We start from the raw sequence: 12541 nt of genomic DNA, 5'->3' as shown, positions 1-12541 counted from the left end.
TGTATGTGATTTCACAACGCATCGGTTTATTTTTTGCTTTTTACATAATCCGCATCAAACAAGAATAGCCTGAAGACCAGGATAAGGGACGGAATCAGCAGACACAGTCCGCCGATAAAGGCGATCACCAGCGCAACGCCCATCGACTCGTGCGTGGCACCGCTTTGAATGGTAATATACGGATCCAGAATATACGGATATTGTCCGATGCCGTAAGCAAAAAAGGCACAGAAAAACTGAAGCATCACGCAAATAAAGGCTAGTCCGTAGCGCCGCCCGCTGTACAGAAGCCATACGGATATCATGAAAAAACCAACGGAAAGCGCCAGCAGCCACCATAAGTCCATCATGTTTTGAAAATGCCGCTCATTATGCCGAGAGAGATAAATGAATGCCGTTAGCGCGGCAATGATGGTTGGCATGCTCCAGAACAGGGCATAAGTCCGCATCAGCTTGAGCGCAGGCTGGTCGTCCGCCCGGGAAGCGTAATAAGACAAGAACGAACCACTGATAAACAGCACCGATACAATGGCCAATGCGACGATGCTCCACGACAACGGGCTTGTCATCAGCGACAAGTACTCTAAAGAAACGGCCCCGCCTTCCTCCACGATAAAGCCGCCCTCGGAAAGGGTCAGTGCCACCGACAACGATGCAGGGATCAGCAATCCCGTGGCCCCGTATAAAAACAGATACACGATGTTTTCTTTGGAGCCATAGTTCTCAAATGCGTAAAAGGACCCTCGAATGGCCAGCAAAATGACGGCGATGCTTCCCGGCACAAGCAGCGCAGAACCATAATAATAGGCCGTATCGGGAAAGAACCCGACGATGCCAACGAAGAAAAAGACAAAGAACACGTTCGTGATCTCCCAGACCGGCGACAAATAACGAGAGATCAAACGATTGAGCAGATGGTCCTGCTTCGTCAAGCGGGCATAGAAGGCAAAAAATCCGGCGCCGTAATCGATGGAGGCCACGATCAAATAGCCGTACAAAAACAGCCAAAGCACGGAAATGCCTATCAACTCGTAACTGATCATAACGGCTCACCCTTTTTCCATGGAATGAATTTGCTTCTCTTTGGACAGTTCTTCAAGCTCGGCTTCTGCCGGCTTGTTACGGAATAAGCGCCGCAGCACAAAAATACACATGACGCCCAGCACGATATACAGAAGGAGGAAAAGGAAAAAGAGAACCCTCACATTCGGCGAGGAGGTGGCAGCTTCCTCCACCCGCATGTATCCGCGGATAATCCATGGCTGTCTACCGACTTCGGCATAGAACCAGCCCAGCTCTACCCCTAAGAACGCCAGCGGCGCGCTAAGAACGATGGCCCGAAGCAGCCACTTGTTGAGCTCGTTCCGTTTCTTCCACATCACGAACAAGAAATACAAGAACGCAACGCCGAGCATCTCAAAGCCGATGCCGGCCATCATATCAAACAAATAATGCACGAGCAGCGGAGGGCGCTCATCGAGCGGAAACTCCTCCAGCCCCTTCACCTCGGCATTAAAGTCGCCAAAGGCCAGGAAGCTGAGCGCCTTCGGAATGTGAAGAGCCCCCATGACCTTCTGCTCGGCGTTCAGCCAGCCCAACAGGATCAAATCTGCGCCGCGTTCCGTTTCAAAATGCCACTCTGCGGCCGCCAGCTTCTCCGGTTGATGCTCCGCCAAAAACTTTGCGGACATATCGCCGGCAATAGTGGTCAGCATACTGAAGACCAGCACCGCGCCCATCATCAGCTTCAACGCTTTTTTGTAATACGCCGACGCTCCTTTTCTAAGGATAATATAAGCCGCAATGCCCGCCAGCAGGGCTGCCCCCGTCAAGTAGGCCGAGGATAATACATGGAACACCTTGGAGGGCGTTGCCGCATTAAACATCGCCTGCAGCGGATTAACCGCCGTAAAGTGACCGGCTTCCATAACAAAGCCTTCAGGCTGATTCATAAAACCGTTCACCGACGTGATAAAAAAAGCGGACATGCTTGCGCCAGCTACAATGGGTAACGTTAGCAGCCAGTGAACATACGGATTGCGGAAGCGATCCCACGTGTACAAATAAATGCCGAGGAAAATGGCTTCAAAAAAGAAAGCAAAAACCTCCATGAATAATGGAAGAGCGATCACGTTTCCTGCCAACTGCATAAAGTTCGGCCATACCAATGCCAGCTGCAGGGCAATCGCCGTTCCGGTTACAACGCCGACGGCCACGGAAATGACAAATCCTCTCGTCCATCTCTTGGCCATCAGAATGTAGTGCGCATCCTTCTTTCGTATGCCGACGAATTCGGCAATTGCAATCATTAATGGAACACCGACGCCGACCGTGGCGAATATGACATGAAATGCCAAGGTTAACCCTGTTAACCATCTGCTCCACAGCACCGTATCTACGACCATGCCAGAATGTCTCCTTTCAAACGCAATTCAATCGAATCGGGTTAGACCCTAACCTATACTTACCCGATATTCAAAGGCTATTATAACGAAGCATGATCACAAATGAATCACGACTGCGCTCCGTTCATGAAAGGATCGAATCTTTCTGACATCTCGGTGAAAAACAAGAAAACCACTCGTTCGAGCCATTGCATTGTCAGACGATACATGGTATTCGCGGCAGTGGTAAATTACCGAAAAAGAACCCCATTTCTAGCCCATGAGCGGGTCAAGAAACGGGGTTCTTACAACAACTTTCTATTATGAGATGACGGATAACCATCCACCTGTTGATGTTACAAATTCACGCTTGAGCGGCTTCTTGTTTCTGCGAACGCTTAGCCTGCAACAGTGCAAAGGTTATGAGTATAAATGCTGCGAGTGCCAGCATCGGGATGGTCAACCAACCGAACCAATTCAAGTAGTCGTCCATACAGGACACCGGCCCGCATGCCGCCGCGCTCAGATCGTGCGGAAGTTTTTGGATGACGATATGGTAAGTCGATATCCCTCCCCCAATGAGGATCAGTGGCAGCACGTACGGCACGATATCTGTCTTTTGCCGGTAAGCTGCGATTCCCAGCACAATGACTAACGGATACATGAAAATCCTTTGGTACCAGCATAAGACGCACGGCGTAAAATGCCAAACTTCACTTAGAAACAAACTTCCGCTAGTAGCCACTGTGGCGACCGTCCATGCAAAAAACAACCAGACTCCGGTTTTGTTCATGGTTTCAAACTTCGTCCCTTCTATTGTTGTTTCGACATCATATCGAAATGGATGTATCTTATGGTCAGCGACTCGGTCCCACACTTCCTTCGAGCTGATGACATTTCTCATTTTCGCTTAATTATAAATATAATAAAATGGCTCCTTTGGGCTATAAGCTGCTCTGGCCAGCTTGTTCTGCGAATGGACACATCATGTTAACGTATCAAGTAAACCAGCGAATAAAAAAAGATTTTGCCGCTGATAGGGACAAAATCTTTTTAGGTTTGTACACCCCATTGATGAATACCCACTTTGCATGTTCTGAGCTTTTGTTACATACCTATGAGGGAAACCTATGCTTTCAGGTGAAGGGAGGGATAGAATGAAGACCAGATGGGGGATTGCTCTGCTGCTGATCTGCACGATCGCGGCCATCCTGATGTTTCGACAGGTTCAGGATCGTACTCCAACGGAGGATCTTTATACCGATGGACAGCTGCGTATGGAAATACAAACCGTTTCGTCTGCTGCTGAACCCATGCAGGAAACCGTTTTTGAGCTCTTCGTGACCGAGCTTCCCGAGAAGCCGATTACCGATGCTGACATTGAACTTCACATCGCGATGCCGGATATGTTTTGCGGCGTGTTCCCCGCAGAGGTCGTCGAATCCAAGCCAGGCGTTTACAGCGCGACGGCAATCCCTGTGATGCAAGGCCTCTGGGAAGCCGAAGCCGTTCTGCGTTGGGAAGATCGCCATGTCGAAGTAAGGACGTTGTTCAAAGTTCGCTGAGCCCCTGTTACCATAGCCACGGGTGAATGCCCGGTATCCATCCATTGGCGCTTAGTCCTTTTAAAATAGACAGGATTCCCATCAGAAAAGCTAGAAATCCGCCGAATTTCCGCATGCCCCTGCGCCATTTTTTCGTCAGGCTGCCGGCAGACATCGCCACCACGAACAGGATCGGAAATGTTGCAAGTCCAAACACCAGCATAATCATAATACCTTCCAGGCCGGAACCGGATGCCGCTGCATTCATCTGCATCGCATAGGTTAAGCCGCATGGAAGAAAACCAAGCAGAATGCCGGTTAAAAAAGTCGCAAGCATCTCATAACGCTGACCAAGCCGTGCCAGTTTCGCTTGAAAAAATGGATGTCTCGGCAGATGAGCGTTATATATGGGCAATGTGTAGCGGCGAATGGTCCAGAGCAGAATGAGCATTCCTCCAATGATGCTGGCTGCTCCTTGGAAACCGACAAAGCTGCCGGCCACATCCAGGAAGGAGCCCACCACTCCCATAAAACCGCCAATGGCCGTATAGGTGATAACTCTGCCCGCATTGTAGGCCAATACGGATTTCAGCGGAGAGCCTTGGTTTCCAAGTGCCAGAGAAGAAACGATTCCCCCGCACATGACCAGACAATGCGGCGCACCCATTAATCCCGCCAATGCCACTAACGGTAATCCGCTTCCGGTCAAGGCCATGCTCTCGCCCCCCGTTTTCCCCACAGCTGGAGCCGCAGCGAGTTGCCGACAACCAGCAGCGAGCTTGCCGCCATTCCAATACATGCAATGCGCGGGTCCAAATAACCGAATGCAGCCAAAGGTACGGTCAGGACGTTATATAATAGTGCAAAGAGTAGATTCTGATGAACATTCCGCATCGTATAACGACTCCAGGTGTAGGCTTCCGGAATTCGGGATAGCCTGCTTCCGATCAGGACGACGTCTCCTGCCTGTTTGGCTGCATCCGTTCCACCGCCCATGGCGATGCCGACATCGGCGGCGGCCAGCGCAGCCGCATCATTAATGCCGTCGCCGACCATGGCCACGGAACGACCTTGCTGCTGAAGCTCGCGTATGAACGCAAGCTTCTGTTCAGGAAGCATGCCGGCGCGTACCAGCTCAATGCCTGTCGCGGCAGCCACGGTCAGCGCCGTTCGCTCCTCATCGCCAGTTACCATCCACACTTCGGCTTTTTGCTTCAGCTCTTGTACGACGCCTCGCGCATCCCGCCTGAGTTTGTCAGCCATATCAAACGTACCGATACACGTCCCGTTCACGGCTATATAAAGTCTTATATGACCGGAGGCCGCTTCCTGATGAAATCCAAACCTTTTATCCTCCGAAAAGCGTATGCCCATCTCCTCCAGCCATTTCTGGTTCCCCACGCATACGTTGTTTCCTTCCACATCGCCTTCCATTCCCTTTCCCGGCCGTTCGTGGAACGAGGCTGCTTCCGGAATGGGGACCTGTTGGTCTTTCGCCGCTTTCACAATGGCTTGCGCCAGTGGATGCATGGACAGAGAAGCTAGAGCCGAGGTCAGGCGTAGTACGTCTGCGTCACGTTGTCCAGCCGCTTGGATGGCAACAAGCTGCGGCAAGCCTTCGGTCAGCGTTCCCGTCTTATCCAGCAATACGACATCGATTTGCCGCAGCCTTTCCAGGGAGCGCGCCTCTTTGAACAAAATGCCCTTTTGGGCAGATGATCCGGTTGCAATCAGGATGGAAATCGGGGTTGCCAGTCCAAGCGCACAGGGGCAAGCGACCAGTAAAACAGATAACGCGTGACGCATTGCGGTTTCAGAGAGATCAGGGCCATGGGAAAACAATAGCCATCCTGCAAATGTTATCGCCGCACAGCCCAGCATAACCGGTACAAAAACCGCCGCAATGCGGTCAACCGTTCTTTGAATGGCCGGTTTGCTCTGCTGCGCGGCTTCGATCAGTGCAATCATCTGGGAAAGTCGGGTTTCCTTATGCTTCTTATCGACCATGATATGCAGACTCCCGACCAAACAACGGGTTCCGGCATATACGCGGTCTCCGCTGCATTTGGTCACCGCTGTGCTTTCGCCTGTCATCATCGATTCATCCGCATCCGCCGTTCCCGAATGAACCACACCGTCAACGGATATCCATTCTCCGCTCTTCACCACAATGCGGTCCCCTGTTTGTGCCTGATCTGCCGTAATCCATTCTTCGCCATGCTGTCGCAACACCCGAACCAGCTTCACCTGAAGCGAATATAAGGCACTCAGTTGTTTCAGCGCTTTTCCCTTGGCAATGGTCTCCAGCCACTTGCCTAACAAAACCACGGTCATAATCATGGCAATCGTATCGAAATACAAGGTGGGGTGAGAGGTATCGTGTGCGGCATGAAACATCGCGTAGTGGCTGTAGAAGTAGGCAACGGACGTGCTGATGGCAACCAAGGTATCCATGTTTGCGCTGCGATGGATGAAGGCTTGATAAGCGCCGTAATAAAATGGATAGCCCACGCCAAACTGAAGAAACGTCGCAATCAGGAATTGAACCATGGGCTCCATGAATAAATTCGGCGTCCATGGTTGAAACCACACGAACATATGGGCCAGCATCGCCCACAAAAGCGGAATGGACAAATACGCAGCGATCGCGAACCGGGTGCGATAGGCGCGAGTTTCGGCTTCTATTCCTGCTTGGGGATGCGAGAGCTTGCCCGTTGCCTTATAGCCGAGCTTAGCAATTTTGGCGGTGATCGCCTGCATTCCAATTTCCCTCGGTTCGTAGTGAACGGTAGCCCGAGACAAAGCCAAACTGACATGAACAGCTTGAACCCCCTTCTCCTTGCGAAGCGCTTTTTCGATTCGGGTTGCGCAAGCCGCGCATGTCATACCACTTACTTGTAGTTGCTCCAGTTTCATATTCGCTCACCTCCGGCGCTCGTTCATGGGATCGCTCGTCCATAAATTGTATGAAGGTGTTCGAATATTAAGAATAGCTATAAAGAGCCATGCAAATTACACCTGTCCTATCAACATGGCAAAGGCGATCAATCACAAAGACTGGCCGCCATGAAATGATAGCTTTATTGTTCTTGAATCGAAAAAGCCGCGTATTACGTTACGCGACTTTTTTGAGTCATAATATGTTGTCTCTTCTCGATCCATTATTTCCTTAATGACAGCTTAGAAATTAAATTAAAGCTATCTTCCTTACGGCGAACCATAGTTCAACGTAATTAAGACCGTCTCTACCGCCGTAGATTTCAAATTCCATTCCATCGACTTGTTCATATCCCGCCGTAGGAAGCCACTCAGAGAAGAATCGTCGATATAACGTCTCGATGATCTCATCAAAGCTGTCCCATGTGAATGGATCCGACGAAAAAACAGCCCAAGTATGCGCGGGTATCGTTATGTTCGTGTATCCGTTTGTATTACTGGAGTCACTTTTAAAAGCGCACAACATGTACGGAAAAGAGTCATTTTCCGTTTTTCTGTAACTGCAAACCGCATGTACTTTATATAAATCCTTGTTTAAAAAAGAAGGCAAATCGCCTGCATGGACAGCAAGTCTTTCAACCTCGCCATTAGCATGGCTTTCCTTCCAGAATTCTGCGGGCGAAGCCACCGATTCGCCATCTCCGTTTATTGGAAACACTCTTTCGATTCCAAAGATCTGTAAGGCTTCCTTCGTTTCAATACGATAATTCATAGCCTCTGCCCCTTTGATTGAAATGAGGAAGGAAATCCGAGGATAGGCCTTTAGAGCGGTCCCTTCTTGACGAGCTATTGCTGGATTGACACCATGCAGCATTTGAAAAGCCCGCGCAAAAGAAACCGGTGATTCATAACCGTATTTCAGGGCAATATCAATGACTTTGGCGTCGCTATTCTGCAATTCAAAAGCCGCAAGGGTGAGACGTCTTCGCCGAATATATTCCGCAAGTGTCACATTCGTTATGAACGAGAACATTCTCTGAAACTGATGTGACGAACAGCAAGCTTTACGAGCCACTTCAACCAACTCAATTTCATCGGATAAATTCATCTCGATGTAATCTAATGCCCGATTCATCCTCATAAGCCAATCCATGTGGTTCCCTCCTCTCAACCAAAGTATAGTTTTGCTATGGCATTGCAGCGCAACTATTTGTGCGCAGTAAAGTTTCGTCTTCTGTTTCTACGGCCTAGAGCTTTTTTCTCATCGCCAAAACGTCGTACAGTTTGCCTTATCCAGCATATTAAACTCGATCATTCTCTCCAGCAATGAGAAATCAACCGGACGATCCCACCGAATGCGGACTAGCTCCTTGGTGTGATCATAGCCGGCCTTGACGATTTCATCCGAAAACTGATGTATCCCTGCCTTTTCAGGGGCAACCGCCAAGTGAGGTTTGGCTACGCTAAAGCCAATGATAAATGTGCCGTGGTCGGTGAACATTGGCTGATTCCACGCCATTTTCGGCATCAGATTCGGAAATTTTTCGGCGACCCACCCCAAAACCTCTTCGGTTCTCGCCCGATGCTGCGGGTTTTCGATTTTCGCTAAAAAATCTGCAAAAACCTCCATGTTGTTTCCTCCTTCTAAGACGCCAGCTAATGCGGCGTTCATGCTTAAGCTATTCTCTATCCACGATTTCTTTGCTATGCATGGATTCCGCTCTCTACGATTAGTACATTCAATTGCTAATATCCAAAAAAAGCATCCTTTTTGATATTCCGCTTGGACACACCCTTACTTTGCAAGTACGCAGTAACCGACTCCACCATGGATTTCGGCCCAGCGACTAAATACTTGCCATGATCCTTATGCCGGGCGATGAACTTATCGATTTCCTGATCTAAATCATTTCTTGAATCAAGATAAGATACCTGGATCGAAGGATGGCTGGCTATTGCATCAAGTTCATCTTTATATAGATAGGACTTCTTGCTATCCATATAGAGAAGTTGTATGGGTTTCAACTCATTTCCGGCTGCCGTTATTTGTTTTAAAATTGACCGAAAAGGCGTCATTCCGATTCCGGCCGCGATCAGGAGCGAGGGACTTTGAGGATCCAAATGAAAGGACCCTACAGGACCGCTCATTTTCATATGCATGCCTGGTTTTAATTCCAGCAGCGCCCTTTTGAATTCGCTTGGGTTATCCCCGATGCGCGTTGTTATGTTAACGACGTTCTCTGAGGAAACAGAACTGATGCTGAATGGCTTTGTAGCATTCTTCATGGTTTTATGCGTAATGCTGAACAAACCGTATTGCCCTGCTTTCCATGTTAAATCTGGTCCTTTTTCGAACGAAAAAGTGTACACGTCTTCCGATTCTTTGCTGCTCTCTATAAATATCATTTCCCGCTTTTGGATTATGGATAGAAAATCTTTAATAAAACCCATGATCTCCCCCCTCGTTACATCAAATATCTTCCCGTAATCGACAGCTCCGCCTGAGTGATCTGCGCCGGCGTGCCCTCGAACACCACTTGCCCGCCCTTGCTGCCTCCGTCCGGTCCCATGTCGATGATCCAGTCCGCTTGGCTGATCACCTCGAGGTTATGCTCGATGACAATTACCGTATTGCCTGCGTCCACAAGACGGTTCATGATCTCCAGCAGGTGGCCGATATCCGACATATGCAGACCGGTGGTCGGCTCGTCCATCACGTAAATGCTGCCTTTCTTATGCAGCTCGCTTGCCAGCTTGATGCGCTGGCACTCCCCGCCCGAGAGCGTGCTGAGCGGCTGGCCGAGCGTAATATAGTTCAATCCCACATCGCTCATGGCCTGAAGCTTGCGAACAACCTCTTTGAGTTCAAAAAAGTCCAGTGCCTGCTCCACCGTCATCTCCAGCACTTCGGCAATCGACTTGCCGTTCAGTTTGTACTCGAGTACCTCATCCTTGAAGCGTCTCCCCCCGCACACATCGCATGGCAGCTTTACGCTGTCGAGGAAGGAAAGGTCCGTATACAATACGCCAAGCCCTTGGCAGTTCTCGCAGGCTCCCTTCGAGTTGAAGCTGAACAAACCCTGGTTCACCTTGTTCGCCGAAGCAAATGCTTTACGAACATCATCCATTATGCCCGTGTAAGTGGCTGGATTCGAGCGCGTGGATACGCCTACCGCCGATTGATCGATGACGATTGCATCCGGATGCTGGCTGAGAAATACCTCGTTGATCAGGGTGCTTTTGCCCGAGCCGGCGACACCCGTAACAACGGTCAGCACTCCGGTCGGAATATCGACGCTCACGTTCATTAGATTGTGCAGCGTGGCCTCCTTGATGGACAGCATGCCGGATGGCTGCCTGCAGTCGTGCTTCAGCTGGAGCGGCCGCTTCATATGGGTCCCTGTTAAAGTAGCGGACTCCAGAAGTCCGGAGTAGCTTCCCTCATATACGATGGTACCACCGCGGCTGCCGGCGTACGGCCCAACGTCGACGATATGGTCCGCCACCTTGATCACATCGGGATCATGCTCAACGACAATAACGGTGTTGCCCTTGTCGCGCAGCTTCTGAAGCAGTTCATTTAACCTGTGTACATCGCGAGGATGCAAGCCAACGCTGGGCTCATCGAAGATGTAAGTGACATCCACGAGGCTGCCGCTCAGATGCTTGACCATTTTGACGCGCTGCGACTCGCCGCCCGACAAGGTATCCGTCTCGCGGTCCAGCGTCAAGTAATCCAAGCCGATATCCACCAGATGCTGCAGACGCTCCGTTAACGATTTGATGATCGGTGCCGCGATCGGATCATCGATCTCGCGCATAACGCGGATCAGCTGGCCCACTTCCATGGCGGACATCTCCGCAATGTGGAGTCCATTGATTTTGCAGCTCAGCGTCGCTTGGCTGAGTCTTGCGCCGCGGCAGCTGGGGCACGGACCCTCCGTGATAAATGGCATCACGGCTTTCTGCGTGCGTTCGGACTTCGTTTTCACATCCTGCTTGATGTATTTGTTGGTGAACTTCTCAATGACGCCTTCCACCGTAATGTTCGTTGCCTTACCGGCGAAATCCATCTTTACTTTTCTTGCCTTGGCATACAGGAGATGCTCCAATTCCTCATCGGAATAATCGCTCAGCTTTTTGTCCGGATCAAAATCGCCCGATTGCAGTATCATGTTCCACTCCCAGCCGTTTACCGAATAGTCCGGCAGCATCAGAGCGCCTTCATTCAGCGACTTGGTCATGTCCACCGCCTTGCTCATGTCGACGCCAAGCTTGCGACCGATTCCGTTGCACTCCGGGCACATGCCTTGCGGATCGTTGAAGGAGAATAAATGCGCGGGTCCGATATGGGGCTGACCCACTCGGGAGAATAAAACTCGGAGAATGGGAGAAATATCGGTAATGGTGCCCATCGTGGAATGGGAACCGCCGCCAAGCCGCTTCTGATCCACGATAACGGCCATGCTCAGATTCTCGATTGCGTCCGTATCCGGCTGGGGAACGCGGGGCAGGAACGTACGAACGAACATGCTGAAGTTCTCATTCAGCAGTCGCGTGGATTCTGCGGCGATCGTATCGAAAACAATCGACGATTTGCCGGATCCGGATACACCGGTGAAGATCGTGATCTTCCGCTTGGGAATGCGCAGGGATACGTTCTTAAGATTGTTTTCCCTCGCACCCGAGAGCACGATATACTCCTGATTTGTTTCGCTCATGCATAACATCCTTCCGATATGGGTGATTTAAGCAATTTTTCAAATGAATCGTCCAAGACTTAAACCGGCTGCAAGCAGCATGCAGCCGGTTATATCGATGCGGGCCGGCAGGTTCAATCAACATCCTCTATTCATTTAGCGCTTGGGTGCGTAACGTTAATATGGATGAGGTTAATCTGCCAATGCCTTTTCAAGCTTGGCGACCCATGCACTCCATCCATGCTTAGCCCCCTCGAGCCCATGAACGTTGGAAAATCCGATTTGTTCGAGATGGAGGTTAACCTTTCCGCCTCCTAAATCCTGCAGCGTCAAGGTAACCGTATGTCTTTCCTCACCGGTGGCCCAGGTATAGGATAGAAGATTAGGCTCGTCCACGATAAGCACTTCGCCTTCAACAATCCCATCCCACCATTCTGATGGCTCATGGCGAAACTGAAATCGGTGCCCTACGACGGGTTTAAAATCATTTTCCGTAATCCACTTGGCAAGCTGGTTTGAATCGGTGATGGCTAACCACAGCTTCTCGATCGATGTCTTGAACGGAAAATCCATAGACAATGATAAGCTCATTCATCTTCCTCCTCTAATAGCTGGCTTAAACGCAGCATGTTGGCATTCCAGTACTTGTTGTAAAAAGCCACCCAATCTTGAACTTCTCGGAGTGGCGAAGCGTTAAGCCTGAAACGCGTTTCTCTGCCGACTTTTCGGTCATGTACCAGATCGGCTTCCTTAAGAATCGTTAAATGCTTGGACACCGCAGTACGGCCCATGGGAAACTGTGCCGTTAACTCATGCAGCGGCAGCTCATCGGCTTCCGCCAACAGATGGATCAGTTGGCGCCTGGTCGGGTCTGCAATGGCGTTAAACACATCGCGAGACTGATAGTTCTCGTTCACAACACCCTCTCCTCCATATTACTGCCGAGGGACAGCCGTTCATTTTCCATCCCTATAGA

At 50.3% G+C, this 12541-nt stretch carries 12 protein-coding genes; 1 reads left to right on the top strand and 11 read right to left on the bottom strand.

Annotated elements, in window-relative coordinates:
* Positions 1-26: 26 nt before the first annotated feature.
* The 3 genes from AC3RCL_RS13485 to AC3RCL_RS13475 form a co-directional block, all read right to left on the bottom strand.
* Positions 27-1043, bottom strand: a complete 1017-nt coding sequence (locus AC3RCL_RS13485; RefSeq protein ID WP_492535733.1) for a cytochrome d ubiquinol oxidase subunit II — start codon at positions 1041-1043, stop codon at positions 27-29.
* 6 nt (positions 1044-1049) lie between these two features.
* A complete protein-coding gene (locus tag AC3RCL_RS13480) occupies positions 1050-2405 on the bottom strand; it encodes a cytochrome ubiquinol oxidase subunit I (RefSeq protein WP_492535731.1) in 1356 nt (451 codons plus the stop codon).
* A gap of 343 nt (positions 2406-2748) precedes the next feature.
* Positions 2749-3177 carry a disulfide oxidoreductase gene (locus tag AC3RCL_RS13475; protein WP_213578879.1) on the bottom strand — a complete coding sequence of 143 codons (429 nt, stop codon included), beginning with the start codon at positions 3175-3177 and terminating at the stop codon, positions 2749-2751.
* 364 nt (positions 3178-3541) lie between these two features.
* Here AC3RCL_RS13475 and AC3RCL_RS13470 point away from each other — a divergent pair, with 364 nt between their 5' ends.
* Complete coding sequence (locus tag AC3RCL_RS13470; RefSeq protein WP_213578880.1) at positions 3542-3949, top strand: FixH family protein; 408 nt, start codon at positions 3542-3544, stop codon at positions 3947-3949.
* A 7-nt stretch (positions 3950-3956) separates the two neighbouring features.
* Here the strand turns inward: AC3RCL_RS13470 and AC3RCL_RS13465 are convergent, their stop codons facing one another.
* The 8 genes from AC3RCL_RS13465 to AC3RCL_RS13430 all read right to left on the bottom strand — a co-directional run bounded on the left by AC3RCL_RS13465 (position 3957) and on the right by AC3RCL_RS13430 (position 12482).
* Positions 3957-4643 carry a sulfite exporter TauE/SafE family protein gene (locus AC3RCL_RS13465; protein ID WP_096774041.1) on the bottom strand — a complete coding sequence of 229 codons (687 nt, stop codon included), beginning with the start codon at positions 4641-4643 and terminating at the stop codon, positions 3957-3959.
* Positions 4634-6844, bottom strand: coding sequence for a heavy metal translocating P-type ATPase (locus tag AC3RCL_RS13460; RefSeq protein WP_492535729.1), 2211 nt, complete (start codon positions 6842-6844; stop codon positions 4634-4636). Before AC3RCL_RS13460 ends, AC3RCL_RS13465 begins: the two co-directional genes overlap by 10 nt.
* Positions 6845-7115: 271 nt before the next feature.
* The gene (locus tag AC3RCL_RS13455; RefSeq protein WP_492535727.1) at positions 7116-8018 is read right to left on the bottom strand and encodes an AraC family transcriptional regulator; all 903 of its coding nucleotides are present in this window, start codon (positions 8016-8018) and stop codon (positions 7116-7118) included.
* A gap of 108 nt (positions 8019-8126) precedes the next feature.
* Entirely contained in the window at positions 8127-8495 is a 369-nt protein-coding gene (locus AC3RCL_RS13450; protein ID WP_096774043.1) for an iron chaperone, read from the bottom strand.
* A 116-nt stretch (positions 8496-8611) separates the two neighbouring features.
* Positions 8612-9316 carry an FAD-dependent oxidoreductase gene (locus AC3RCL_RS13445; RefSeq protein ID WP_492535725.1) on the bottom strand — a complete coding sequence of 235 codons (705 nt, stop codon included), beginning with the start codon at positions 9314-9316 and terminating at the stop codon, positions 8612-8614.
* A gap of 14 nt (positions 9317-9330) precedes the next feature.
* Positions 9331-11586, bottom strand: a complete 2256-nt coding sequence (locus AC3RCL_RS13440; protein WP_492535723.1) for an ATP-binding cassette domain-containing protein — start codon at positions 11584-11586, stop codon at positions 9331-9333.
* Positions 11587-11757: 171 nt separating this feature from the next.
* On the bottom strand, positions 11758-12156 hold the full coding sequence (locus AC3RCL_RS13435) for an SRPBCC family protein (RefSeq protein ID WP_096774046.1): 399 nt from the start codon (positions 12154-12156) through the stop codon (positions 11758-11760).
* The gene (locus tag AC3RCL_RS13430) at positions 12153-12482 is read right to left on the bottom strand and encodes an ArsR/SmtB family transcription factor (RefSeq protein WP_009592507.1); all 330 of its coding nucleotides are present in this window, start codon (positions 12480-12482) and stop codon (positions 12153-12155) included. The genes AC3RCL_RS13435 and AC3RCL_RS13430 overlap by 4 nt, the downstream gene beginning before the upstream one ends.
* Between the last annotated feature and the right edge of the window lie 59 nt (positions 12483-12541).

It is taken from the genome of Paenibacillus sp. MT86, assembly GCF_058792535.1.
This window is presented reverse-complemented; position numbering and strand designations above follow the sequence as displayed.